23 protein-coding genes are annotated in these 24,488 nt (G+C 63.8%); 2 read left to right on the top strand and 21 right to left on the bottom strand.

All coding sequences use genetic code 11. The features are described from left to right. Window positions 1-129: 129 nt before the first annotated feature. From serA to glmM, 5 genes are all read right to left on the bottom strand, one after another. Window positions 130-1,731: a phosphoglycerate dehydrogenase gene (serA, locus tag RFN30_RS12835; RefSeq protein WP_320262438.1), complete on the bottom strand. Its 1,602-nt coding sequence runs from the start codon at window positions 1,729-1,731 to the stop codon at window positions 130-132. Window positions 1,732-1,797: 66 nt separating this feature from the next. Then, entirely contained in the window at window positions 1,798-2,973 is a 1,176-nt protein-coding gene (locus RFN30_RS12830) for a phosphoserine transaminase (RefSeq protein ID WP_320262437.1), read from the bottom strand. Between the two features lie 194 nt (window positions 2,974-3,167). Next, a complete protein-coding gene (locus RFN30_RS12825) occupies window positions 3,168-4,043 on the bottom strand; it encodes an outer membrane protein (protein ID WP_320262436.1) in 876 nt (291 codons plus the stop codon). 207 nt (window positions 4,044-4,250) lie between these two features. Next, window positions 4,251-5,096, bottom strand: a complete 846-nt coding sequence (locus RFN30_RS12820; RefSeq protein WP_320262435.1) for an outer membrane protein — start codon at window positions 5,094-5,096, stop codon at window positions 4,251-4,253. Window positions 5,097-5,313: 217 nt separating this feature from the next. Next, complete coding sequence (gene glmM, locus RFN30_RS12815) at window positions 5,314-6,666, bottom strand: phosphoglucosamine mutase (RefSeq protein ID WP_320262434.1); 1,353 nt, start codon at window positions 6,664-6,666, stop codon at window positions 5,314-5,316. A 369-nt stretch (window positions 6,667-7,035) separates the two neighbouring features. Between glmM and RFN30_RS12810 the strand changes: the two genes are divergently transcribed. Then, entirely contained in the window at window positions 7,036-7,908 is an 873-nt protein-coding gene (locus RFN30_RS12810) for a hypothetical protein (protein WP_320262433.1), read from the top strand. Window positions 7,909-8,423: 515 nt separating this feature from the next. On the opposite strand, the gene ftsH is transcribed toward RFN30_RS12810, so the two are convergent. From ftsH to ybgC, 10 genes are all read right to left on the bottom strand, one after another. After that, on the bottom strand, window positions 8,424-10,358 hold the full coding sequence (ftsH, locus tag RFN30_RS12805; protein WP_320262432.1) for an ATP-dependent zinc metalloprotease FtsH: 1,935 nt from the start codon (window positions 10,356-10,358) through the stop codon (window positions 8,424-8,426). Window positions 10,359-10,463: 105 nt separating this feature from the next. Then, window positions 10,464-11,855, bottom strand: a complete 1,392-nt coding sequence (tilS, locus tag RFN30_RS12800) for a tRNA lysidine(34) synthetase TilS (RefSeq protein ID WP_320262431.1) — start codon at window positions 11,853-11,855, stop codon at window positions 10,464-10,466. A gap of 51 nt (window positions 11,856-11,906) precedes the next feature. Next, window positions 11,907-13,055 (bottom strand): tol-pal system protein YbgF, encoded by a 1,149-nt coding sequence (gene ybgF / locus RFN30_RS12795; protein WP_320262430.1) that lies wholly within the window; start codon window positions 13,053-13,055, stop codon window positions 11,907-11,909. A 269-nt stretch (window positions 13,056-13,324) separates the two neighbouring features. Then, a complete protein-coding gene (gene pal / locus RFN30_RS12790; protein WP_095816681.1) occupies window positions 13,325-13,831 on the bottom strand; it encodes a peptidoglycan-associated lipoprotein Pal in 507 nt (168 codons plus the stop codon). 242 nt (window positions 13,832-14,073) lie between these two features. After that, a complete protein-coding gene (locus RFN30_RS12785) occupies window positions 14,074-14,412 on the bottom strand; it encodes a four helix bundle protein (protein ID WP_320262429.1) in 339 nt (112 codons plus the stop codon). 108 nt (window positions 14,413-14,520) lie between these two features. Continuing rightward, entirely contained in the window at window positions 14,521-15,840 is a 1,320-nt protein-coding gene (gene tolB / locus RFN30_RS12780) for a Tol-Pal system beta propeller repeat protein TolB (RefSeq protein WP_320262428.1), read from the bottom strand. A 40-nt stretch (window positions 15,841-15,880) separates the two neighbouring features. Then, entirely contained in the window at window positions 15,881-17,035 is a 1,155-nt protein-coding gene (gene tolA / locus RFN30_RS12775; RefSeq protein ID WP_320262427.1) for a cell envelope integrity protein TolA, read from the bottom strand. 6 nt (window positions 17,036-17,041) lie between these two features. Then, a complete protein-coding gene (tolR, locus tag RFN30_RS12770) occupies window positions 17,042-17,503 on the bottom strand; it encodes a protein TolR (protein ID WP_127857324.1) in 462 nt (153 codons plus the stop codon). 9 nt (window positions 17,504-17,512) lie between these two features. Continuing rightward, a complete protein-coding gene (tolQ, locus tag RFN30_RS12765) occupies window positions 17,513-18,223 on the bottom strand; it encodes a protein TolQ (RefSeq protein ID WP_320262426.1) in 711 nt (236 codons plus the stop codon). 289 nt (window positions 18,224-18,512) lie between these two features. Beyond that, window positions 18,513-18,986 carry a tol-pal system-associated acyl-CoA thioesterase gene (gene ybgC / locus RFN30_RS12760; RefSeq protein WP_320262425.1) on the bottom strand — a complete coding sequence of 158 codons (474 nt, stop codon included), beginning with the start codon at window positions 18,984-18,986 and terminating at the stop codon, window positions 18,513-18,515. Between the two features lie 132 nt (window positions 18,987-19,118). Here ybgC and RFN30_RS12755 point away from each other — a divergent pair, with 132 nt between their 5' ends. Next, on the top strand, window positions 19,119-20,369 hold the full coding sequence (locus RFN30_RS12755; protein WP_320262424.1) for a glycoside hydrolase family 5 protein: 1,251 nt from the start codon (window positions 19,119-19,121) through the stop codon (window positions 20,367-20,369). Window positions 20,370-20,429: 60 nt separating this feature from the next. Here the strand turns inward: RFN30_RS12755 and RFN30_RS12750 are convergent, their stop codons facing one another. From RFN30_RS12750 to ruvC, 6 genes are all read right to left on the bottom strand, one after another. Further along, the gene (locus RFN30_RS12750) at window positions 20,430-21,332 is read right to left on the bottom strand and encodes a metallophosphoesterase (RefSeq protein ID WP_320262423.1); all 903 of its coding nucleotides are present in this window, start codon (window positions 21,330-21,332) and stop codon (window positions 20,430-20,432) included. A gap of 134 nt (window positions 21,333-21,466) precedes the next feature. After that, complete coding sequence (ruvB, locus tag RFN30_RS12745; RefSeq protein WP_320262422.1) at window positions 21,467-22,504, bottom strand: Holliday junction branch migration DNA helicase RuvB; 1,038 nt, start codon at window positions 22,502-22,504, stop codon at window positions 21,467-21,469. A 43-nt stretch (window positions 22,505-22,547) separates the two neighbouring features. Next, entirely contained in the window at window positions 22,548-23,168 is a 621-nt protein-coding gene (gene ruvA, locus RFN30_RS12740) for a Holliday junction branch migration protein RuvA (protein ID WP_320262421.1), read from the bottom strand. Window positions 23,169-23,183: 15 nt separating this feature from the next. Then, on the bottom strand, window positions 23,184-23,597 hold the full coding sequence (locus RFN30_RS12735) for a type II toxin-antitoxin system VapC family toxin (protein ID WP_320262420.1): 414 nt from the start codon (window positions 23,595-23,597) through the stop codon (window positions 23,184-23,186). 2 nt (window positions 23,598-23,599) lie between these two features. Continuing rightward, complete coding sequence (locus tag RFN30_RS12730; protein WP_320262419.1) at window positions 23,600-23,851, bottom strand: AbrB/MazE/SpoVT family DNA-binding domain-containing protein; 252 nt, start codon at window positions 23,849-23,851, stop codon at window positions 23,600-23,602. A 61-nt stretch (window positions 23,852-23,912) separates the two neighbouring features. Then, window positions 23,913-24,422 (bottom strand): crossover junction endodeoxyribonuclease RuvC, encoded by a 510-nt coding sequence (gene ruvC / locus RFN30_RS12725; RefSeq protein WP_320262418.1) that lies wholly within the window; start codon window positions 24,420-24,422, stop codon window positions 23,913-23,915. Between the last annotated feature and the right edge of the window lie 66 nt (window positions 24,423-24,488).

Below are 24,488 nucleotides of genomic sequence, written 5' to 3'. Positions count from 1 at the left end.
AGGCCGGCTTCGATCCTCGAACGCGCCTCCCGTGCCGGGCCGGGGCGCGCAAAGATCATCCCGACAGACAAAGCCCCGTGCGCAGGCACGCACGGGGCTTTGTCATTGAGGCATGTTCAGGCGCAGTTCTCAGGCGGCGCCGACATCGAAATGCAGCGGCTTGGCCGAGTCGATCGACTTGTGCGCCCGCAGCTGATCCAGCACCTTTTCCGGGAACGGGGCGTCGAGATAGAGCAGCGCGATTGCATCGCCGCCCGGCCGGTTGCGGCCGAGCTGGAAGTTGGCGATGTTGACGCCGTTCTCGCCGCAGACGGTGCCGAGCAGGCCGATGATGCCGGGCGCATCCGCATTGGTCGTGTAGAGCATGTGCTGGCCGACCTCGGCGTCGAGATTGATGCCCTTGATCTGGATGAAACGCGGCTTGTGGTCGGAGAAGCAGGTGCCGGCGATCGAGCGCGTCATGTGCTCGGTCTTGACGGTGAGTTTGATGTAACCGTCGAAGACGCCCGACTTGTCGCGCTTGACCTCGGCGACGATGATACCGCGCTCCTTCACCATGATCGGCGCCGACACCATGTTGACGTCGGAGACCTGCGGCCGGATGAGGCCGGCAAGGGTAGCGCTCACCAGCGCGCGCGTGTTCATGGTCGCGGTCGAGCCGTCGAACAGGATCTCGACCTCCTTGATCGGATCCTCGGTGACCTGGCCGACAAAGGCGCCGAGCACTTCGGCCAGCTTGACGAAGGGTTTCAGCCGCGGCGCTTCCTCGGCGGTGATCGAGGGCATGTTGATGGCGTTGGAGACAGCGCCCTTGATCAGATAGTCCGACATCTGCTCGGCGACCTGCAGGGCGACGTTCTCCTGCGCCTCGGTGGTCGAGGCGCCGAGATGCGGGGTAGCCACGACGTTCTCCATGCCGAACAGCGGATTGCTCTCCGCCGGCTCCACCTCGAAGACGTCGACGCCGGCGCCGGCCACCTTGCCGCTCTTCAGCGCCGCGACCAGGTCGGCCTCGACGACCAGCCCGCCGCGCGCGCAATTGATGATGCGCACGCCATCCTTCATCTTGGCGATCGCGGCCGCATCGATGATGTTGCGCGTCTTGTCGGTCAGCGGCGTGTGCAAGGTGATGAAATCGGCGCGCGCGAAGAGCTCGTCGAGCTCGACCTTCACGACGCCGAGCTCTTCGGCGCGGCTGTCCGACAGGAATGGATCGAAGGCGATCACATGCATCTTCAGGCCGACGCCGCGCGTCGCGACGATCGAGCCGATATTGCCGCAGCCGACCACACCCAGCGTCTTGCCGGTGATCTCGATGCCCATGAAGCGGTTCTTTTCCCATTTTCCGGCATGCGTCGAAGCATTGGCCTCCGGGATCTGGCGCGCCAGCGCGAAGATCATCGCCACGGCATGCTCTGCCGTGGTGATCGAGTTGCCGAAGGGGGTGTTCATCACGATGATGCCCCTGCGGCTTGCCGCGGGGATGTCGACATTGTCGACGCCGATGCCGGCGCGGCCGACGACCTTGAGCCTGGTGGCGGCATTGATCAGCTTCTCGGTGACCTTGGTCGCCGAGCGGATGGCGAGGCCGTCATACTGGCCGATCACCTCGAGCAGCTTTTCCTTGTCCTTGCCGAGATCGGGCAGGTAGTCGACCTCGATGCCGTGGTTCTTGAAGATCTGCACGGCGGTGGTTGAAAGTTTATCCGAAACGAGAACGCGGGGCGCCATAACGGCCTCCTTGAAGCGAATTGAAAGTGTTTGGAAATGGTGGCGGCCCGCGGGCCGCCACGGATTTCAGGCCGCTGCTTTCAGCGACGCCTTCTGCGTGGCGAAGGCCCAGTCGAGCCAGGGCAGCAGCGCTTCGAGATCGGAGGTCTCGACGGTCGCGCCACACCAGATGCGCAGGCCGGGCGGCGCATCGCGATAGGAGCCGATATCGTAAGCGATGCCTTCCTTGTCGAGCGCCGAGACGATGCCCTTGGCGAAAGCCGCCTGACTGTCGGCGTCGAGCCCCGCGACATCCGGATCGGTGAAGGACAAGCATACGGAAGTGTTCGAGCGCGTCGCCGGGTCGACGGCCAGATGACCGAGCCACGGTGATTTGTCCACGAACCGGTCTAGCACCGCGGCATTGGCCTCGGCGCGGGCGATCAGCGCTTCGAGGCCGCCGATCGATTTCGCCCATTGAAGCGCATCGAGATAATCCTCGACGCACAACATCGACGGCGTGTTGATGGTCTCGCCCTTGAAGATGCCCTCGATCAGCTTGCCGCCCGAGGTCAGGCGGAAGATCTTCGGCAGCGGCCAGGCGGGCTTGTAGGTCTCCAGCCGCTCGACGGCGCGAGGCGAGAGGATCAGCATGCCATGCGCGCCCTCGCCGCCCAGCACCTTCTGCCAGGAGAAGGTGACGACATCGAGTTTTTCGAAATCGAGCCGTTGCGCGAAGGCAGCCGAGGTAGCGTCGCAAATGGTCAGACCCTTGCGATCGGCCGGGATGAAATCGCCGTCGGGCACGCGCACGCCCGAGGTCGTGCCGTTCCAGGTGAAGACCACGTCGCGGTCGAAATCGATCTGCGTCAGGTCGGGCAATTCGCCGTAGCCGGCCTCGAACCTGCGCACGTCGGCGAGCTTGAGCTGCTTGACCACATCGGTCACCCAGCCGGAACCGAAACTTTCCCAGGCGACCATGTCGACGCCGCGCTCGCCGAGCAGCGACCACAGCGCCATCTCGACCGCGCCGGTATCGGACGCCGGCACGATGCCGATCCGGTAGCCGGCGGGAACCTTGAGGATTTCGCGCGTCAGCTCGATCGCCTGCTCGAGCTTGCCCTTGCCGATCCTGGCACGGTGGGAACGTCCGAGCGCGGCGGCTTTCAGCGCCTCGGCCGACCAGCCGGGACGTTTTGCGCAAGGACCTGAGGAGAAATTGGGATTTGCCGGACGGAGTCCGGGCTTGGTAAGCGTCGTCATCGTGGTCTATCCTTCCAGATAGTGGCCCCTCGTTGGGGAGGGGTGGCCCACGGACGGCGATATGCGTTCAGGCTTCCGGCGTCAAGAGGAAAGTTTTTGTCGCTGGCGGGATACCCGCCCCACGAAAAGCAATACCGCAAAAGCAGACGGCGGGCCTGATGACCCGCTGTCCGCGAGTTTCGCTGGCCTCTACGCTACCAGAGATCGTAGCGCAGCCCGAGCTTGACGGTCTGGAAGTTCACACCCTTGTGAACGTTGAAGAGCCCGTTGTCATAGGCGACATACTGGGCGCTCGGGATCGAGAGATATTCGTAGCCGAGGTCGACCGAAACATTTTTGGTCACTTGGTAAGAGAGCCCTGCCGCAAGCGAATATGCGAAGTCATATCTGGCCTTCGAACTGACCTGCCCGTCATAGCCGGCTGGATCATCGCAGTTGAATTGCGTCGTGATGGTGTTGCCGTTGCTGACGACGCTGCTGGTTGACGGAACGCAATTTTTCGCGCCGATTGCGCTGGCGTACTTGTCGTAGACAACGCCGGCGCCGGCGCCGATATAAGGCGTGATACCGACATAGGTGCCGAGATCGACATAACCGTTGGCCATCAGGCTATAGGCTTTGTTCAAGGCGTTACTGGATCCATTACAAGGCCGCGTATCGGGAGCAGTGAGTTGGCTTGTAATCGTTCCGGAGGTGTTATCGACGGTTGTCGTCGTAGTCGATCCGGCACACGTGGTGTCTACACTGTCGCCGAACTTGTTTGACGGCAGGATCCCCAGGTTCAGATCGGCGCGAAGGTAGTCGTTGAAGTGATAGCCCATGCCGACGCTGGCGTCGAACAGCGTCCGACTGGACGAAAAGCCCGGAATGTTGCTGCTATTTTCATATGGATGGCTGAAAGCGTAGCCGATGTCGCCGCGCAGGTACCAGCCCGAACCGACCTCGACCGGCTGATAGTCCGGCGCCTCGTCGACATAGATCGGCGGATTGTAGTCGGCCGACACCGCCTGTGTCGCCGGCATCAGCACAATTGCGGCGAGCGCCAGTGCGATACGCGATTTTGAAAACATGGTCCCCGGCTCCTGAAGTTGGCGCCAGTCGCGAACGCGAGCACAGCTGCCGTTTCAAGGAGCATTGTTAACCATAGTGGTTAAGTGCCGGTTAAGGATAATAGGTGGTTACCGAATTGATTTCGATGAGATTTTACCGGCAGCGCACAAACGAAAACCGCCCGGCTGGGCCGGGCGGTTTGACAAGTTTCGCGATATTCCAGGCGACTACTTGGTGTAGATCGGTTCCGGCTCAGGCACATAGGGTTCCGGCGGCGGGGCGCAGTCGGACCTGCCGAACTGATACCGCAGGCCGCCGCGCACTTCGTGCACGTTGATGCCGCGGTCATAACCGGGGCCGACATTGCTGTCCGAAGCATATTCGAACATCTTGCCGCCATTGATGTGGCTGTAACGGTAGCCGACGTCGAGCTTGACGCGATCGGTCAGGCAGTAGGATGCACCGGCCATAAGGGCATAGGCAAAGCGCCAGCCCTTGCCGCCGGCATGCTCAAACGAACCATCGAGATCGGTGTTGTGGAGCGTGTCCCACTTGACCCAGGCGCCGCCGATGCCGGCGCCGACATAGGGCGTGACACCGTGCCAGGTGCCGATGTCGACATAGGCATTGGCCAGAAGCAGCAACGCCGAATAGGACGAGGTGTCGACCGAGGTACAAGGCACCCCGCCGGCGCAGAAGCCATCGGTCGAGCCGCTGAAGTTGGATTTGCCCATCCAGTCCGCGGTGAGGTCGGTGCGGAAATACTGGTTGACCTGGTAGCCGACGCCGGCTCCGGCGGAGAAGGCGCCTTTCAGCTTGCCGCTGGCGAAGCTGCCCTGGACCTGGGGCGGTGCCGCGCCGTAGGTGATGTAGTCGCCACCGCCGAAGCGCGACCAGTGGTAGTCGATGTCGCCGCGGATGTACCAGCCGCCGACATCGACCGGCTGGGCCTCGACGACTGGCGGCGGCGCCTCCTCGACCGGAGGCGGTTCCGCGAGGTCGGCGGCGAGCGTCGGCCCGGCCACCCCCGCGAACAGCGCGGCAAACAATGCCATTCTTGCTGTATTGAACATGCTGTCACCCCTAAGAAGCCTCGGGACGACATCGCCCGAAGATGAACCTCGGCGTGGATAATGAATTGCAAAGGTTAAAAGCCGTTTAACCGTACCGATTAACCACGAATCTATACAATTTTAGAGAGTATGCCGTTGCCCGGCCGTTGCGGGCGCGCACGAAAAAGCCCGCCGGGCGGCGGGCTTCCAAACGCGACGACCTTTGGCTCGACCTCTATCAGGCGGCGCTGCGGGTTTCCGAGATGATGCCGACGATGTCGTTGACGACTGTCTCGACCAGTTGCGGATCGTCGCCTTCGGCCATGACGCGGATCAGCGGCTCGGTGCCGGAGGGCCGGATGACAAGGCGGCCGGACTTGCCGAGCCGGTTGCGCCCTTCCTCGATGGCCGCCTTGACCGGCGCCTCCTCCAGCGGCTTGCCGCCGGAGATGCGGACATTCTTGAGAAGCTGCGGCACCGGCTCGAACTTCTTCGACAACTCGCTGACCGGCCGGTTCTGCCGCTTGATGCAGGCCAGCACCTGCAGTGCCGAAACCAGCCCGTCGCCGGTGGTCGAGAAATCGGAGAGCACGATGTGGCCGGACTGCTCGCCGCCGACATTGAGGCCGTGCGCGCGCATGTGCTCGACGACATAGCGGTCGCCGACCTTGGTGCGGTGCAGCTGCAGCTTCATATCGCCGAGGAAACGCTCGAGGCCGAGATTGGACATCACTGTGGAGACGACGCCGCCGCCGGCCAGCCGCCCACTCTGGTGCCAGGACTCGGCGATCAGCGCCATGATCTGGTCGCCGTCGACGATGGCGCCGTTCTCATCGACAATGACAACCCGGTCGGCATCGCCGTCGAGCGCGATGCCGATGTCGGCGCGCACCTCGTGCACCTTCTTCTGCAGGCCGGCCGGATGGGTCGAGCCGCATTCCTTGTTGATGTTGAAGCCGTTCGGCTCGACATTGATGGCCACCACTTCGGCGCCGAGCTCCCACAGCGCCTCCGGCGCCACCTTGTAGGAGGCGCCGTTCGCGCAGTCGACGACGATCCGAAGCCCGGAGAGCGACATAGAGCGCGGCAGCGTGCGCTTGGCGAACTCGATATAGCGATCGTGGACGCCGTCGACGCGCTTGGCGCGGCCCAGCCCGTCGGAATCGGCCAGCGCAAGCTCGATATCCTTGTCGAGCATGCTTTCGATGCGCTCCTCGATCTCATCGGAGAGCTTGTAGCCGTCGGGGCCGAACAGCTTGATGCCGTTGTCGTAATAGGGATTGTGCGAGGCCGAGATCATCACACCGATGTCGGCGCGCAGCGAGCGCACCAGCATGGCGACCGCCGGCGTCGGGATCGGCCCGAGCAGGAAGACGTCCATGCCGGCGGCGCACAGGCCCGACACCATCGCGTTCTCGATCATGTAGCCGGAAAGCCGCGTGTCCTTGCCGAGCACGACGCGGTGCCGATGGTTGCCGCGCTGGAAAGAAAGGCCGGCGGCCATGCCCACCCGCATGGCGACCTCGGCCGTCATCGGAAACTTGTTGGCGCGTCCGCGGATGCCGTCGGTGCCGAAATACTGCCCTGCCATGCCTGCCAATGTCCCCATCGGTTTTTCAGCCGCCCGTATTGCCACAATTGGGCCGCATCCGATCATCACATTTCGTGATTATATATTACCATTCCTTAGAAAATCATTGTCGCGGGCGGTTCAAGTGATTCGGCAGCCTACCACGCCCCCTCACTGTAGCGGCAATATACCAGCCGGTGCGAGCTTTTCTGTCCAAAATCGCCTGGCAAAACCTTGTTTGCGCAACCAGCGCCAAGCAATTCATCACCTTGTCGGGAGGAACACACTTTGTGACGGCATCCGCGCCGGAAGCATCTGGCGCAACCCAACATTGAGAGCTATTGATTTGGTATAGGAACACCACCTGGCGGCAGCAAGGGAGAAAACGCCATGCTTATTCATAGACTTGCCACATTGACGGGCCTCGCCGTCGCAGCCTTTTTCGTGGCGGCGCCGGCCAACGCGCTGACCATGGCCGAGTGCAGCACCAAGTACAACGCGGCCAAGGACGCCGGAACGCTCAATGGCCAGACCTGGAACCAGTTCCGCAAGGCGCAATGCGGCAGCGATGCCTCTGCCGCGACCGATACGAAGGCCGCGACCGACACCAAAGCGGCGACCGATACCAAGGCTGCTGAAACCAAGCCCGCCAAGAAGGCCAAGGAGACGACCGCCGCGGCAGCCGACAGCTCGGCCAAGGGCCTGACCGCCAAGGAATGCAGCGCCAAGTACCAGGCCGCGAAGGCCGCCGGCACGCTGAACGGCATGAAATGGAACGACTTCCGCAAGACCGAATGCGCGGCCGGAGCCACCGCGGCTGCGACCGACACGAAGCCGGCCAAGGCGACCAAGACCGCGACCTCGACCGCGGCGGCCGAAGGCGGCAAGGGCCTGACCATGGCCGAGTGCAGCACCAAGTATCAGGCAGCCAAGACCGCCAACAAGCTGAACGGCATGAAGTGGAACGACTTCCGCAAGGCCGAATGCGGCGCCGACGCGGCCGACGACGACACCGTGCCGGCTCCGACGGAAGCGACTTTCACCAAGGAACCGGCGAAGCCGACCGCAGCCGCGCCGAAGGGCGTGACCTTCCCGACCGCCATCTCGCCGAAATTCGCGACCGAGACCCCGGCCAAGGGCCGCATGCATACCTGCCTCGAGCAGTACTACGCCAACAAAGACGCCAACACGCTTAATGGCCTGAAGTGGATCCAGAAGGGCGGCGGCTTCTACAGCCTCTGCAACGCCAAGCTGAAGAGCTGATTTAGCAGCCTGCTTTCGAAACAAAGGCCCGCGCATCGCAAGGTGCGCGGGCTTTTTGTTGGGTGACGCCAGAAGGGTCGTAGGCTGAAGCGCCGGCGGCGACGCTGCCAATCTCCCCCCAAGTGGGGAGATGTCCGGTCCACCCTCCGCAGCTGCAGCGCAGCTGCTGCGGAGGACGGGCAGGACAGAGGGGGCGCTGTCCCGCCAGCGTCTCAAGGCTTGGGTTCCTCTCCCCCGCCAACGGCGGGGGAGAGGTGGCCGCGAAGCGGTCGGAGAGGGGACTTCGTAAAGCGATGACTCCTCAAAGAGGAACCTGAACGCAGCCCTGCGCCATTTCCCCTCTCCGTCTCGGCTTCGCCGAGCCACCTCTCCCCCACTTCGTGGGGGCGAGGAACCCAAGATGGACCGAGGCCACATTGCTTAGCGCCTCACTGTGGCCTGACCCGCGTGTGTGAGCTGCCTACAAAAACGCCGCGGCAGTAGCCGCGGCGTTCTTTGGTAGTTGTCTTCTGGAATTAGCCCTGCGGCTGCGGCTCCATGCCGCCTTCGGGCTCGGGGCCCTTCTTGCGGCGGCCGCCGGTGCCGGCCTTCGGCACGGCCGAGCCGCGGCTGGGCGGCGTGTCGTCGCCGAGGTCGCGGGCGGGCTTGTGGCCGGCGATCAGTTGCTTGATCTCGTCGCCGGTCAGCGTCTCGTATTCGAGCAGCCCTTCGGCGAGCGCGATCCAGTCCTTCTTCTTCTTGGTCAGCACGGTCTTTGCGGTGGAGTAGGCATCGTCGATCAGGCGACGCACCTCGGCGTCGATGATCTGCGCCGTCTCTTCCGAGATGTTCTGCGTGCGCGCCACCGAATGGCCGAGGAAGACCTCTTCCTGGTTGTCGCCATAGGCGACATGGCCGAGCTTGTCGGAGAAGCCCCAGCGCGTGACCATGGCGCGCGCCAGCTTGGTCGCCTGCTCGATGTCGGAGGAGGCGCCGGAGGTGATGTTCTCCTTGCCGAACTTGAACTCCTCGGCGACGCGGCCGCCCATCATGATCGCGAGCCTGGAGATCATGTATTTGTAGCTCATCGAATAGCGGTCGCCTTCCGGCAGCTGCATGACCATGCCGAGCGCGCGGCCGCGCGGAATAATGGTCGCCTTGTGCAGAGGGTCGGCCGTCGGCACGTTGAGCGCCAGGATGGCGTGGCCGGCCTCGTGATAGGCGGTCAGCTCCTTCTCGGCCTGCGTCATCGCCGACGAGCGGCGTTCGGCGCCCATCATGATCTTGTCCTTGGCGTCTTCGAACTCGGCCATGGTGACGAGCCGCTTGTTGCGGCGCGCCGCCATCAGCGCGGATTCGTTGACGAGGTTCATCAGGTCGGCGCCGGAGAAGCCGGGCGTGCCGCGCGCGATGACCTTGAGATCGACATTGGGAGCCAGCGGCACGTTGCGCACATGCACCTTGAGTATCTTCTCGCGGCCGACGATGTCGGGGTTCGGCACCACGACCTGGCGGTCGAAGCGGCCGGGCCTGAGCAGCGCCGGGTCGAGCACGTCGGGCCGGTTGGTGGCGGCGATCAGGATGATGCTTTCGTTGGACTCGAAACCGTCCATCTCGACCAGCAACTGGTTCAGCGTCTGCTCGCGCTCGTCATTGCCGCCGCCGAGGCCGGCGCCGCGATGACGGCCGACCGCGTCGATTTCGTCGATGAAGATGATGCAGGGCGCGTTCTTCTTGGCCTGGTCGAACATATCGCGCACACGGGATGCGCCGACGCCGACGAACATCTCGACGAAGTCCGAGCCGGAGATGGTGAAGAACGGCACATTGGCTTCGCCGGCGACCGAGCGGGCGAGCAGCGTCTTACCGGTTCCGGGAGGGCCGACCAGCAGCACGCCGCGCGGGATCTTGCCGCCGAGACGCTGGAACTTCTGCGGATCGCGCAGGAACTCGACGATTTCCTCAAGGTCTTCCTTGGCCTCGTCGACGCCTGCGACGTCCTGGAAGGTGACGCGGCCATGCGCTTCGGTGAGCAGCTTGGCCTTGGACTTGCCAAAACCCATGGCGCGGCCGGAACCGGACTGCATCTGGCGCATGAAGAAAATCCACACGCCGAGGATCAGGATCATCGGCAGCCACGAGATCAGGTAGCCGAACAGCGAGTTGGAGCCGTCGGTTTCAGGCCGGGCGTTGATGGTGACGTTCTTGTCCTGCAACCTGGAGACCAGTGACGGATCGCCGGGCGAGTAGGTCTGGAAGCCGTTGGCGTTGTCCGTGTAGTTGCCCGAGATGCGGGCGCCGGCGATGGTCACGCTCTTGACCCGGCCGGACGCGACATCCTGCAGGAACTGCGAATAGGCAATCTCGCTGGAAGCGCCGCGCGTCTGCGGCGTCTGGAAAAGATTGAACAGGGCGATGAGCAGGACCGCTATGATCGCCCAGAGCGCGAGGTTGCGATAATTCGGATTCATCTATTGTCCTGTTGGCGTCCGCATGCGGACCCACGATGGTGATGGAGGCTTGGGCCTAACATAGGGAGAGCGCCTCCCCTTGCCAAGCATAACAGCACGCCTCGGTTAAGCTTTCGCCCATGCTCCGCTGCGATCATGGCCGCGAAAAGGCGATGGCGGCAGCGGCGGCGCGCCGATCAGCTTGGCGACCGCAGCGGCGGGCTGGAGATCGAAGCACGACAGGAAGCGGGCGAAAGGCGACACCACCGGGACGATTGCCATTGGCGGCGACGGGGCGTCGCCGCCAGCAAAATCAAGGCGTTCACCGCCGCGCCACAGCGCGGGTTCAGCGGCCAGCGCCCTGCGCAGCACGCTTGCCGGCACGCCACCTTCCGGGGCAGACCGTCTGGCGACGGGGGTCCCCACCGGCGCGATCACCAACCCGCCCGATCTGTCGCTCAATGTGATGCGGCGCCGGCCGTCCCAAAGGGTGTGGTTCTCGGCCGGAACGGCGGGCAGATTGCGGGCCTCGCGGTGAAGAAAGATGCCGGTCCGGCGCGCATCGACCACCGTCCGCGACAATGTGGCGCAAAGCGCCCCGGACCGCAGACGCTCGAACAGCGCCCGGCAACGCGCCTCATCGGCAAGGAACGAGACGCCGCCGATCGTGGCGAGCAGGATGCGTAGCGCATAGACGGCGGCTTCGTTGTCTTCACAATAGGCGAAAGCGCGATCGAGGCGGATGAGCCCTGGAGCCGGGCTGCTGGCAAGAGCGCCGATCAGCGCGGCCGCGCGGCGGCCGAGCTCCTCGCGCTCGGCGGCCGCCTGCCCGGCCTTGGCGACTGCCTGCGCGAAGCGCGCCTCGCCGTCGCTGCCTGCAAGCGAGATGCGCAGGCGCGGCCGCTCGAAGCGTTGGTCGACATTGGTCGGATCCTCGATCCAGCCGATGCCCTGGCGCTTCAGCATCTCGCGCAATGCCGCGCGGCGCGTGCCGAGTAGCGGTCGGGCGATCCATACACGCCAATCGTAGAGCGTGGCGGGCGCCATGCCGGCGAGGCCGCGGCCGTCGCGCGCATCCTCCTTGCGGGCTTCCTTTTCACGAGCTTGCCGCATCAGCACGGTCTCCGCCTGGTCGTCGGCGGTGTGGCCGGTCAGGATCAGGCGGATGCCTTCCGCCTCCGCCGCCTCAGCCAGCAGCCGGTAGCGCGCCTCACGCGCGGCGGCGGGAAGGCCGGTCGACGGCTTGCCGCCGGACCAGATGAGCGTGCGATGCGCGATACCGTGCTCGGCGCAGAGCCGGGCCATGGCTTGCGCTTCGGCTGCCGAATTCGGTCTGAGGTCATGATCGATCGTCACCGCAAGCAGCCTTGCGGCGGGCAGGGTTCGGTCGAGGTGGTGCTTGAGAAGAAAGAGAAGGGCGGTCGAGTCGCTGCCGCCGGACACGGCTGCAACGGCGCCGTTGGAAAAGTCGAAGTCTGAAAAAAGGTCGTCCGAAAGGTCAGGCCCGGTGCCGAGCATCAGTGCATGTCGCCCAAAGGTGGTCCCGGTTTCGGGACAACGACATGCAAGCTAGCACGACGCCAGCGCCTTTTCCTGCTTGATGCGTTCCTTCAACGTCCCGGAAACATCCGGATAGCGCTTGCCGATCTCGTTGAAGGTGGCGCAGGCCACGTCGTTCTGCTTGAGGCCGACCAACGACACGCCGAGTTTCAGCAACATGTCGGGCGCCTTCTTGGCCTTCGGATACTCCTTGCTGGCGGCGAGGAAGATCTCCGCCGCGTCGCGGTATTTCTGCTGGCCGAGCAGGGATTCGCCCAGCCAGTAATGCGCGTCCGCCGCCTTGGCGTCCTTGGGGAAGCGGGAGATATGGTCGCGGAAACCCTGCTCGGCGGTGGGATAGTCGCCCGACAGGATGAACTGGTAGGAGTTGCGGTAGAGCTCGTCCGGATCGTTGGTCGAGGGCAGCGAAGCCATCACCGTGTCGCCGGACTTGCCCTTGCCGCTCTTGGCGCCGGTCTCGGCGGAAGGCGCGTTTGCCGTGGCCGCCGGAGCTTGCGCTTGCGAACCGGCCTGCGGGTCGGATTCGGCGTTGACGACATTGCCGTTCTTGTCGACCGTGATGGTGCCGAAGGTCTTCGGCGGCGCCCCGGTGATCACCTTGCCCGGGTCGCCGTTCTGCGATTCGACGATGACCTCGCCGACGCTCTTGCCGCCGCCGTCCTGCGCAGCCGTGTCGGCCGGAGCTTGCGTCGCCGGGGCTGCGGCGACGCCGGTATCGGTACCGCTGTCGGCGGTGCCCGCATCACCCATGTTCGTATTACCGTTGCTGTTGCCGTCCTGCGGCGCGGCGTCGGACTTCTTCTGCCCGGTGGGCTTGGCACCCTGCGAGCCGCCTTCGAGCTGCTGGAAGCGGAACTCGTTGTCTTCCTGCTGCTTGCGCATCTGCTCCTGCATTTGCAGGATCTGGAAATTGAGCTCCTCGATCTTGCCGTTCATCTGGCGCAGCTGATCTTCCAGACCGGTCATGCCGGCGTTGTCCTGCTGCGCCATCTGCGCCTGCTCGGCCTTCTTCTTGTCGCCGAAGATGCCGAGTGTCGGCAGATGGAAAGTGAACCCGCTGTCCGAGGATTGCCCGCTGTCCGCCGGGGCGGCGACGGCTGCGATGCTTGATACGAGCAGCAGCGCAAGCGTGCCGCTCAGGACCGTTCTGAAATGCATTATGTCTCTCGCCGTGAAATCTGTTGGCCTGATGCGCCTTTCCAAATCGGGATGGGAGGAAGCGCCCTCGCGCTCTTAGCAGGACGCGAGACTTCGGCCAAATTTTGTTTCAGGCTGTCGCATATGAAAAAGGCGGCCCTGAGGCCGCCTTTCGTTCCGCGATGTTGTATTTTTGCCGCCCACAGCGCCGCGCGTCGTCAGACGCGCAAAGGACGCTGTGGCGCTTATGATCCCTTCCGAAAATCGATATCGATTTTCGGCGCGGCGCGTCAGGAGCCGGCGCCCGAGAGCGTGGTGACGGCGCGGCGGTTCTGCGACCAGCACGAGATGTCGTCGCAGACGGCGACCGGGCGTTCCTTGCCGTAGGAGATGGTCTTCAGGCGGTTGGCCGCGACGCCCTTGGAAACCAGGAAGTCGCGGGTGGCGGCGGCGCGGCGGGCGCCCAGCGCCAGATTGTATTCGCGCGTGCCGCGCTCGTCGGCGTGGCCTTCGATGACGATGGCATACTGCCGGTACTGGTTGAGCCACTGCGCCTGGCGCCCCAGCGTCGTCTGCGCGTCGGCGCGGATCGACGAGGAGTCGGTGTCGAAGAAGATGCGGTCGCCGATGTTGACGGTGAAGTCCTGCGCCGAGCCGGGCGTGGCGGCGCCGGCGCCGTTCAAGCCGAGATCGGCCGCGCTGTTCGGGGTCTTCTTCGAGGCGCAACCGGTGATGGCGAGAGCCGCCACCAGCGCAATCATCGCCGGGTTTCTGGTAAGTGCTGCGATACGGCCCATGCCGCCTCTCCTTCGCATTCGAGTGATTTCGTTGATCACCCAGTAACCACGTTTGGGTTAACCGGCATTCAAGAAACACGGTTAAAATTTGGTTTCGGCCGCCGTCCTCGGCCGTTACGCATCACGCATTTACCAAGATCGACAATGTGCGCGGACCGTAGGCGGAAATTTGGCCAAAACGCGACCGGCCTGTGAAAAAGAGGAATTGAAGAATTGGAGAATTGAGGAATTGAAGAGAAGGCTCACTTCAGCCTCTCCCGCAGATTCACCAGCATTCCATAGATATGGACATAGGCTTGCAGCCATTCGTGGCGCTGCGTTTGTGCGATGTAGCCAAGATCGAACGCGTAAGAAATCCACGTTTCAACTTCGCTGCAGGATCCCATAGCCATCGAAATGATCCGCGCGAATTCGGGCCTAGAATGCGTCTGCTTGGCGAAGCCCTCAGCTAGATTGGCGCAGATTGCCTTACTGGATCGACGCATTTGGTCCGCCAGCGCGTATTGCTCGATTTTGGGAAAAACGAGCGTGGCTCTGTGGACGTCAAGGGAAACTGCATAAGCACGCCTATAGACTTCCAAATCCTTCGCGCGCTTGATGTAGCTGCCCTCTTTCTCAATTCTTCAATTCTTCAATTCTTCAATTCTTCAATTCCCCAGTTCTTCAATTCCTCTTCTGCCCTCCTCCCCTCACTCCAGCAGCGGCGACCAAGCCGGATCCGACGCAAAATTCGCGGTCGGGATCTGCTGTTCGTTGCGGCCGGTGAGATCGACCGAAACCAGCTTCGGCCCGCCGGCCGAGTCGCGGAAGAACATCAGCACGCGACCGTTCGGCGCCCAGGTCGGCCCCTCCTGCTGGAAGCCGGAGGACAGGATGCGCTCGCCCGAACCGTCGGTCTTCATGACGCCGATCTGGAACTCGCCGCCGGATTGCTTGGTGAAGGCGATGAGGTCGCCGCGCGGCGACCATACCGGCGTGGAATAGACGCCGTCGCCGAACGAGATGCGGCGCGGGTTGGAGCCGTCGGCGCCCATGACATAGATCTGCGACCGGCCGCTGCCACCGCCACGGTCGGAGGTGAAGACGATCTGCGAGCCATCCGGCGAATAGGACGGCGAGGTGTCGATGGCGACCGAATTGGTGAGCCGCGTGGTGGTGCGGCTTCTCAGATCCATGGCGAAAATGTTGGAGTTGCCATCGTCGCGCAGCAGGCTCATGATCACCTTCTGGCCGTCGGGCGAAAAGCGCGGCGCGAACGTCATGCCGGGGAAGTTGCCGACCAGCTCGCGCTGTCCGGTCTCGATCTGCAGCAGGTAGACCTTCGGCTGCCCGCTCTCATAGGACATGTAGGTGATTTCCTGCCGGTTCGGCGAGAAGCGCGGCGTCAGCACGATGGAGCGGCCATCCGACAGGTAGCGCACATTGGCGCCGTCCTGGTCCATGATGGCGAGGCGCTTCTTGCGCGCGTTCTTGGCGCCGGATTCGTCGACGAAGACAACGCGCGTGTCGAAGTAGCCCTTTTCGCCGGTCAGCCGCTCATAGATCGCGTCGGCGATGATATGGGCGACGCGGCGCGTGTTGGCGTCATTGGCGAAGAACTGCTCGCCTGCCATCTGCTGGCCGGCAAACGTATCCCACAGCCTGTACTGGGCGCGGATGCGGCCGTCGGCCTCCTTGCCGACGCTGCCCGTGACCAGCGCCTGCGCATTGATCACCTTCCAGTCGTCGAAGCGCGGCGTGGCATCCGGTCCCGAGATCTTCTCGATGAAGGCGCTCTTGTCGATCGGCGCGAACAGGCCCGAGCGCTTCAGGTCTGCGGTGACAATCTCCGTGATCTGGGCGCCGAGCGCATCGTTGGACTGGAAATCCGTGATGGCGATCGGCAGCGGCTCGACATTGCCCTTGTTGACGTTGAGCTCGACGAGCGCCCAGGCCGGCAAGGTGGCGACGGCCGTCATGCCCAGCGCCATCGCTGCAATCGTCAGGAGCGGCTTGAGGAAAGATCTCATATCTTCTCGCTTCTCTTCTTTGATGGTTCGGACGCCCGACCTAGAGGCCAAGCATCTCCCTTGGGTCGAAGGTGACCCGGATGTCGTTCCAGATGTCCTGCTTGCCGGCGGGAACCTGCAGCCCGGCCACATCGCATTTTTGAACCGCGCGCACGGCGCTTTCGTCGAACTGCCGGTTGCCGCTCGACTGCTCGACCGACGGGCGGCCGTCGAGCTTGCCGTCGGTGTTGAGATTGAACCGGACCACGACGACGAAGTTCTCCGAACCTTCCAATCCGACGGGCAAGGTCCAGCAGCCGCCGAGCTGAGCTTCCAGCGCGCCCTGCTCGGACTTGGAAAGCTTCTGGCCCTGATCCTTCTCGCCGCCGAGCGATGACTGCTGCGTCGAGCGCTTGGCGCCGCCGCCGGACGGCTTCTGCTTGTCGAGCAGCGCGGAAATCTCGTCGGCGTTGAACTGCTTCTCGTCCGACTTCGGCTTCGAGGAGGCTTCCTTGACCGGCTTTTCCGCGTCCTTGCGTTCCGGCGCCTTGGCGCTCTCGGCCGGAGCCGGCTGCGGCTTCGGCCGCGCCTCGGGGGCCGGAGCGGAGTCCGGAAGCTTGGCCTCGTCGGTCGGCTGTTCCTTGGCGATCGCCTCGGCGACGGCGTCCGGCTTCACCTCTTCCTTCTGGATGGCGGCGGTCGTGTCCTTCGGCGGCGCAGGCGTGGGCTCCTTGGCCGGCGTCGGCTTGGGATCCGTCTGCTTGACCGGCTCGGGCTTGACCTCTTCCTTCGGCGCAGGCGTCGGCGCCACTTCGGTCGCGGGCACCGGCTTCGGCTTTTCCTGCGGCTTCGGCACGTCCTCGACGGCCGGCTTCTCGGTCGGCGTCGGCGCCGGCGGCGGCGCGGATGTCTTCTCGACCGGCTTCGGCTTGGCCTCGTCGGTCACCGGCTTGTCGGTGTCGACGCTGTTCTCGCCGACCTTCTGGGCATTGGGAACGACATCCGGTCGCTTGGTCGGCAGCGGTGCCGGCTTGTCATGCATGACGGCCTTCTTGTCGCCCTGCAGCGTCTGCGCGATAGCCTCCATCGGCACGATGTCGACCGCCACCGACTCCACGTCGCTGGCCGGCATGGCAGGCGGCGACGACAGCGTGAACAGCCCGAAGGCCAGCGCCACCGCATGCAAGATCACCGATGAGGTGAGGCCGGTGCGCATTGGTGTCTATTGATCCTGTTCCTGCAAGGAGACCAGGCCGATGTTCTTGTAGCCGGCCGCCGAAATGCGGGCCATGACCTTCATTGCCGTGCCGTAGTCCGTCGACTTGTCGCCGCGGATGAAGATGCGCTCGTCGTAGCCGGTCTTGGAGATCGCCTGCAGCTTCGCCACCAGCTCCTCGATCGGGATCTCGGTTTCCTGCAGATAGATCTGGCCGGTCGCATTGATCGACACCGTGATCGGCTGCGTGTCCACATTCATCGCCTTCGCCTGCGTGTCGGGCAGGTCGATCGGCACGCCGACGGTCAAGAGCGGCGCCGCGACCATGAAGATGATCAAAAGCACCAGCATCACGTCGACCATCGGCGTGACGTTGATTTCCGACATCAGGCCATGATGACGGCCACGCCGCCTGTGGCCGCGTCCGCCTCGCCCTATGCCACCTGCGCTAGCAGCAGACATCCCCATGATCGTACCTCAGGCCTTCTGCGCGACTTTTTCATCGATTTGGCGCGAGAGTATGGCGGAGAACTCATCCGCAAACCCTTCCATGCGCATGGCGAGTTTGTTCGCATCCGATGACAGCTTGTTGTAGGCGATGACGGCGGGAATGGCCGCGAGCAGGCCGATGGCCGTCGCGAGTAGCGCTTCCGCAATGCCGGGCGCCACGACCGACAGGCTGGTGTTCTTCGAGGCGGCGATCGCCTGGAAGGAGGTCATGATGCCGATGACGGTGCCGAACAGGCCGATGAAGGGCGCGGCAGAACCCGTGGTGGCGAGGAAGCCGAGACGGCCCTCCATCCTCTCCATCTCGCGGGTCAGCGCCAGGTCCATCGCCTTGTCGATGCGTGTCTGCAGCGCCAGCGGCGATTTCGCGCCCTTCTCGAAGCTCTTCTTCCATTCGCGCATGGCGGCGACGAAGATCGCGCCCATGCCGGTGGTCTTGCGGTCGGCGAGCGTGCGATAGAGATCCTCGAGCGACTGTCCCGACCAGAACACCTGCTCGAAGCGGTTGAGAGCCAGCCGCATGCGGCTATAGGCGACGAGCTTGTCGATGATGATCGCCCAGGTCCAGATCGAGGCGCAAAGCAGGCCGATCATGACCAGCTTGACCACCCAGCCGGCCTGCATGAACAAGGCCCATATCGACAAATGCGCGCCCGGGTCGGCGAGTGCGATGTTTTCCATGACTTAAGTCCTTAAGATTTTCCGGGGCATCGTTGGCGGCTGGCCCATGGGCATCCCTTTGGTCCGATCGCGCGAAGCTTGAAGCTTGCGGGACAAGCCCCGAATGCACCGTTTCGCGGCGTTTTCGGGGCAAATATTGGTGAAACGAAGGCGCACGGATTGCGCCAATCTTCACCGATTCCTTCATGAACCGTTATGGTTAAGGATGGGTTAGGATATGAAGCGCGGCGCATTGCCGCGCCCAAACGGCAAGCCTAGTGCCTGGGATCGTCCCGTTAATGCCCCGAAATCAATCGCTTGCTTTCGGCATGAAGGCGGCGACCCATTCCTTCGGAAATCTGCGCGGCCGGCCGTTCTCGCCGATGATCGCCGCTTCGACCTTCGCCTCGACCAGCACCTCGCCGCCGCGCTTCAATTGCTGCGCCATGAAGATGCGGGCGCCGGAAATATCCTCGGTGCGCGTATCGATGGTCAGGATATCGTCCATGCGCGCCGGTGTGCGGAAGTCGATCTCCATGCGCCGCACCACCCAGACGATGCGCTCGCCGTGCTTGCCATCCAAAAGCTCGGTATGATGGACGCCGGCGAGCCTCAGATAATCCGAGCGTCCGCGCTCGAGGAATTCGAGGTAGCGCGCGTGGTAGACGACGCCGGAGAAGTCGGTGTCGGCATAGTAGACCCGGGCCATCAGGCGATGCCCGGATTCCGTCAGCGCCCCCGAAAGCCCGGCGCTGAGCGCTGCCGATTCACCACGATCATCCATTGCGCTTTCCTTTTCCGGCCCGAACGGGCACCTAGAGCCCGATAGGCTCCAGGCAATTTTTTCTATGCGTGTCGTTATCCCAAAACCACTGCATCCTTTTGGCGACACGCACTGTCCTCGCGCGGGAACCGGATGGCACTGTTGGGCGCGATGATCAAGACCTCGATGGCGGCGCTGCTGGCGCTTGGCGCTCTGGCGATGCCTGCCGGGGCGGCGACATTCTCGATGAAGCGCGGCCTCAATCTCGACCAGTGGACAACCTGGACCGGCGAGGAGAAGTGGAACGACCCGAACGCCATCCTGCCCTATCCGGAATGGCGGAAATTCCTGAAAGAGGATGACCTCAAGGCGCTGAAGGAAGCCGGCTTCGATTTCCTGCGCATGCCGGTCGATCCCTCGCCCTTCCTGTCCGACGAGACGCTTTCGCTGCGCGACGACCTTTACGCCAGCGTTCTGGACTCGGCGCGCATGATCAACCGCGCCGGGCTGAAAGCGATCGTCGACCTGCATCTAATCCCGGCCGGCGGCAACCGAAAGATCGGCATGGGCGAGGTGATGGACGATCCCGCCACCTTCGATGCCTATGTCGAGGTCGTGCGCAAGATGGCGCACACGCTGTCGCAAGAAGACCCTGGCCAGGTTGCCTTCGAGCTGATGAACGAGCCGATCGTCGACTGTGACGACAAAGGCACGAACCTGTGGCCGGACCGCCAGAAGAAATTGTTCGCGGCGGCGCGGTCTTCCGCCACCAGGCTGACGCTCATCCTCACCGGCGGCTGCTATTCGAACGCGGCCTCGCTGGCAAAGATCGACCCGAAGGCGATTCCCGACGACAACATCATCTGGACTTTCCACTCCTACGACCCGTTCCTTCTGACGCACCAGGGCGCGACCTGGGCCGGCGATTTCATCCGCTACGTCACCGGCCTGCCCTACCCGTTGACCGCGGTGCCGCGCGCCCGGCTCGACGTGGCGCTGGAGACGATCCGCGACAGGATCAGGGCGGAGGCGCCGTGGACGCGCCGCAGCGGCATGCTTGCCTATCTTGACGAGCAGGTCGCCGGCATGGACAGCCCCGACAGGCTCGTCGGCCAGATGGATGCGCCTTTCAGGACCGTAGAGGACTGGGTCAAGGCCAATGGCATCAAGCCGGAAAACATCACGCTCGGCGAGTTCGGCATGATCCGCCAGGAATACGGCAACCCTTATGTGATGCCGGCAGAATACCGCGCCGCCTATGTCAGGGACATGATCGCGCGCGCCGAGGCGCATGGCTTTTCCTGGTCGGTATGGGGCTATGGCGGCGCCTTCGGCATCGTCGACGCCTTCGACGGCGCCAAAGCCGAGCCCAATGTGATGGACGCGATCAGGTCACTTCACTGAGCAATTCCAGGAAAAGTGCGCGGCGGCTTCCGCCCGGAATCGCGTAAAAAATACCTGCAACTACCCGAGATCGATCTGCAGGATCTCCGGCGGCATGCCGAAACGCACCGGCGCGATGCTGAAGCCAAGCCCACCGGACACGATCAGGTTGCGGTCGTTCTCGACGACATGGCCATAGGCGTAGCGGTTGCCGAAATCGGATGGCACCACCGGCGAATAGTCGAACAGCCGCACCTGCCCGCCATGGGTGTGGCCGGACAGGGTCAGCGACACCCGCCACGGCACTTTCGGGAAGATGTCCGGCTCATGCGCGAGCAGGATGACGGGCGCGCTGTCGCTGACCTTGGCGAGCGTGCCGCCGAGATCGTCCAAGCCCTTGAAGCCGTGGCGGCCCAGGGCTTTGCTTGGCCGAATCGCCAGCTGGTCCGCAAGTCCGGCGATCCAGAAGCCATGCCCGTCCTTCTCCAGCCGCACGACGTCGTTTTCCAGCACCGGGATGCCGACGCTTTCCAGTGCCTTGCGCGCGGCCGTCGGCCCGGCTTCGGCCCACTGCGCCGTATGGTCGTGCCACCAGTCGTGATTGCCGAGGATCGAGAGCACGCCGAGCGGCGCCTTCAGCCCTGAAAGAGCGGACGCCCAATCCGGTGCGGGGACATCGGCAGTCACCAGGCGCATTCCGTCGACATAGTCGCCAAGGAGCACGATCAGGTCCGGCTGCAAGGCATTTGTCGTTTCGACGAGCGAGGCGATCCGCTCCGGCGTCATCCAGGGATGGCAGGCGTGGATGTCGGCCAACGCCACGACGCGGAGCTTGAGCCCGGGCGACCAGTGCGGCGGCGTCAGGGCGTAGCGCTTCACATGCGTCAAAAGCATCGGCTCGATACCGATCGCATAGGCGCTGAGCGACACCATCGACAGGAACGAGCCGCCGATGAGGCGGAGGAAGCCACGTCTGGTGATCATCAGTTGCCCCAAGCCCTTGGGATTCATTACGCGAGCTTTGCCTTAAAGGCGGCAATTGTGCCTTCACCTTGGCGCACGCAAGCAATTTTCGCGCAGACGCGCTGTTCCACGCGCATCCGGCGAACAAATGTCCGTTACTCTTCCTGGAACAGGCTGATCTGCTGCTGCGCGAGGTCCTTTGGCGGGTCGAGGCCGAGATGCCGCCAGGCATTGGCGGTCAGCACGCGGCCGCGCGGCGTGCGCTGGATGAAGCCCTGCTGGATGAGATAGGGCTCGATAATGTCCTCGATGGCGTCGCGCGGCTCGGAGAGGCCAGCCGCGATCGTCTCGATGCCGACCGGGCCGCCGCCGAAGTTGCGCGCGATCATCGACAGGTATCGGCGGTCGAGCGCGTCGAGCCCGAGCCCGTCGACCTCCAGCCTGGTCAGCGCCTCGTCGGCGATACGTTTGTCGACATGGCCGTTTCCGGCGACGGAGGCGAAATCGCGTACCCGGCGCAAGAGGCGTCCGGCGATGCGCGGCGTGCCGCGGGCGCGGCGCGCGATCTCCAGCGCGCCGTCGTCGCCGAGCGGCATCGAGAGGATGCGCGCGCCGCGGCGCACGATCTGCTCCAGTTCCTCGACCGTGTAGAAATTGAGCCTGACCGGAATGCCGAAGCGGTCGCGCAGCGGATTGGTCAAAAGCCCGAGCCGGGTTGTCGCGGCAACTAGCGTGAAGCGGGCGAGGTCGATCTTGACCGAGCGCGCCGCGGGCCCCTCGCCGATGATCAGGTCGAGCTGGAAATCCTCCATCGCCGGATAGAGGATTTCCTCCACCGCCGGGTTGAGCCGGTGGATCTCGTCGATGAAGAGCACATCGCGCTCCTCGAGATTGGTGAGCAGCGCTGCGAGATCGCCTGCCTTGGCGATGACCGGACCCGAGGTCGAGCGGAAATTGACGCCGAGCTCGCGCGCCATGATCTGCGCCAGCGTCGTCTTGCCGAGTCCCGGCGGACCGACGAACAGAACATGGTCGAGCGCCTCGCCACGGCTCTTGGCGGCATCGACGAAGACCTTGAGGTTGGCACGCGCCGCCGCCTGGCCGACGAACTCGTCGAGCGATTGCGGCCGCAAGGTCTGGTCGGCGTCCTCGCCGCGCTTGTCGGGAGCAATGAGGCGGGGCGAAAGGCTCATGCGGCTTTCCTTGCATACCGCAAGGACCGGGACAAGCGCCGCTTCACCGCGCCAATTCCTTCAGTCCGAAGCGGATCAGCTTCGAGGCGTCGGCGCCCTCGCCGGCTGACTTCAGCGCAGCCGCCACCGCATTGGCGGCGATGTCGCGCGAATAGCCGAGATTGACCAGCGCCGAGACCGCGTCGGTGATGGGTGCCGGCGCGACACCTTCGCCAAGCTCCTGCTTGAGGGCGATCGTGCCGTTGGCGGCGCCCGCATAGGCCGGCGCCTTGGTCTTCAGCTCTGTCACGATGCGCTCGGCCACCTTCTTTCCGACGCCGGGCGCGCGGGAAACCATGGCGATGTCGCGCAGCGCAATCGCATTGGCAAGATCTGCCGGCGCCAGCGTCGACAGCACCGCCAGCGCCACCTTGGCGCCGACGCCCTGCACATTGTTCATCAGGAGGCGGAACCATTCGCGCTCGAGCGCGGTCTGGAAGCCGTAGAGCCGGATCATGTCCTCGCGCACATAGGTCTCGATGAACAGCACCACCGCCTCGCCGGGCCCCGGCAGCGATGCCAATGTACGCGCCGAGCAGTAGGCGACATAGCCGACGCCGTGCACGTCGACGAGGCAGGAGTCTTCGTCGATCTCGTCCAGCGTGCCTTTCAGCTTGCCGATCATGTCCGGGGGGCTTTCTTAGGGGTGGGTGTCAGGCGCGATAAGTTCGACATCCGGAAAGTATTTTCTGAAACCCGCCGGATCGCGCGTAAGGATGGGATAGCCTCGGATGACGGCATGCGCTCCGATCAAAAAGTCGGGCATGACCTTCTCCCGCGGTCCCCCTTGCCGGCGATAGACCAAGAATGCTCTCGACGCGGCGAAGGCCGCTTCGAACGGCAACCCTTCGCGTCGGTACTCATCCTCGGGCAACACATCGTCGACCTCTTCGATCGTCTCGTAGCGCATCGAAAACTCTGCATAGATGATCTGATTGATGATCAGGCTGCCTTGCTTGCGCGCAGTCTCTATTTTTGGCCGCGACCATTTCAGCCAGACAGGATCGCGAACGGCGACATCGATAAGCACATTGGTATCGACAAGCGTCGCCAAGATCAGCGATCCCGCGTCATGGTCATGACGTCGTCGGCATTCATCGTCTGATCGCCGCTGCCCTCCAGCCGATCAAGCGCGGCGAGAAACTGGGCGAGCCGTTCGCGATCTGCATGCCGTCCCTTGTCGTGTCGGGGCGTAATCGTGATCTTTCCGCCTTCTATGCCGAAGATCACTTCACTGTTGGCAACAATGCCGAATGTCTCGCGCAGATCGCGCGGAATGGTCACCTGGCCCTTGCTGGTCACACGCATGGAACAATCCTCTCTTACAAGTAAGAAATATTCCAACAATCGGAACAAGTCAAGAACATCGCTATCCGGCAATCGCCATCCGATAGGCGGCGCTCTGGCGATGATGCGCGTGGCAGATGGCGATGGCCAGCGCGTCGGCCGCGTCATCGGTCTCGAACACCGCCTTCGGCATCAGCACCTTCACCATCATGTGGATCTGCTTCTTCTCGCCGTGGCCGACGCCGATCACCGCTTTCTTGACCGCGTTGGGGGCATATTCGGCGACCACCAGCCCGGCGCGCGCCGGCACCAGCATGGCGATGCCGCGGGCCTGGCCGAGCTTGAGCGTCGCTGTGGCATCCTTGTTGACGAAGGTCTGCTCGACCGCCGCCTCATGCGGCATGGCCTGGTGCAGCACCTCGGCCAACCCGTCATGCAACTGGCAGAGCCTTGCCGCGAGCGGCGCCTTGTCGTCGGAGCGCACGGTACCGGATGCGACGAAGCGCAAGGAATTGCCGAGGCTGTCGACGATGCCCCAGCCGGTGCGCCTCAGTCCCGGATCGATGCCGATGATGCGAATCGTTTCCCCCATGCGCCAAGTCTAACCTCGGCGCAGAGCGATGCCAGCGAAATGTGAACAAACCGGAAACGGCCTGGG

This window comes from Mesorhizobium dulcispinae (genome assembly GCF_033977345.1).
Classification (GTDB): domain Bacteria; phylum Pseudomonadota; class Alphaproteobacteria; order Rhizobiales; family Rhizobiaceae; genus Mesorhizobium; species Mesorhizobium dulcispinae.
The sequence above is the reverse complement of the archived record's forward strand: the minus strand, read 5'-3'. Positions and strand labels throughout refer to the sequence as shown.

Bases quoted from the DNA above. Each gene is read 5' to 3' on its own strand.
- serA (WP_320262438.1), bottom strand. From the start codon at position 1,731: ATGGCGCCCCGCGTTCTCGTTTCGGATAAACTTTCAACCACCGCCGTG.
- RFN30_RS12830 (WP_320262437.1), bottom strand. From the start codon at position 2,973: ATGACGACGCTTACCAAGCCCGGACTCCGTCCGGCAAATCCCAATTTC.
- RFN30_RS12825 (WP_320262436.1), bottom strand. From the start codon at position 4,043: ATGTTTTCAAAATCGCGTATCGCACTGGCGCTCGCCGCAATTGTGCTG.
- RFN30_RS12820 (WP_320262435.1), bottom strand. From the start codon at position 5,096: ATGTTCAATACAGCAAGAATGGCATTGTTTGCCGCGCTGTTCGCGGGG.
- glmM (WP_320262434.1), bottom strand. From the start codon at position 6,666: ATGGCAGGGCAGTATTTCGGCACCGACGGCATCCGCGGACGCGCCAAC.
- RFN30_RS12810 (WP_320262433.1), top strand. From the start codon at position 7,036: ATGCTTATTCATAGACTTGCCACATTGACGGGCCTCGCCGTCGCAGCC.
- ftsH (WP_320262432.1), bottom strand. From the start codon at position 10,358: ATGAATCCGAATTATCGCAACCTCGCGCTCTGGGCGATCATAGCGGTC.
- tilS (WP_320262431.1), bottom strand. From the start codon at position 11,855: ATGCTCGGCACCGGGCCTGACCTTTCGGACGACCTTTTTTCAGACTTC.
- ybgF (WP_320262430.1), bottom strand. From the start codon at position 13,055: ATGCATTTCAGAACGGTCCTGAGCGGCACGCTTGCGCTGCTGCTCGTA.
- pal (WP_095816681.1), bottom strand. From the start codon at position 13,831: ATGGGCCGTATCGCAGCACTTACCAGAAACCCGGCGATGATTGCGCTG.
- tolB (WP_320262428.1), bottom strand. From the start codon at position 15,840: ATGAGATCTTTCCTCAAGCCGCTCCTGACGATTGCAGCGATGGCGCTG.
- tolA (WP_320262427.1), bottom strand. From the start codon at position 17,035: ATGCGCACCGGCCTCACCTCATCGGTGATCTTGCATGCGGTGGCGCTG.
- tolR (WP_127857324.1), bottom strand. From the start codon at position 17,503: ATGGGGATGTCTGCTGCTAGCGCAGGTGGCATAGGGCGAGGCGGACGC.
- tolQ (WP_320262426.1), bottom strand. From the start codon at position 18,223: ATGGAAAACATCGCACTCGCCGACCCGGGCGCGCATTTGTCGATATGG.
- ybgC (WP_320262425.1), bottom strand. From the start codon at position 18,986: ATGGATGATCGTGGTGAATCGGCAGCGCTCAGCGCCGGGCTTTCGGGG.
- RFN30_RS12755 (WP_320262424.1), top strand. From the start codon at position 19,119: ATGGCACTGTTGGGCGCGATGATCAAGACCTCGATGGCGGCGCTGCTG.
- RFN30_RS12750 (WP_320262423.1), bottom strand. From the start codon at position 21,332: ATGATCACCAGACGTGGCTTCCTCCGCCTCATCGGCGGCTCGTTCCTG.
- ruvB (WP_320262422.1), bottom strand. From the start codon at position 22,504: ATGAGCCTTTCGCCCCGCCTCATTGCTCCCGACAAGCGCGGCGAGGAC.
- ruvA (WP_320262421.1), bottom strand. From the start codon at position 23,168: ATGATCGGCAAGCTGAAAGGCACGCTGGACGAGATCGACGAAGACTCC.
- RFN30_RS12730 (WP_320262419.1), bottom strand. From the start codon at position 23,851: ATGCGTGTGACCAGCAAGGGCCAGGTGACCATTCCGCGCGATCTGCGC.
- ruvC (WP_320262418.1), bottom strand. From the start codon at position 24,422: ATGGGGGAAACGATTCGCATCATCGGCATCGATCCGGGACTGAGGCGC.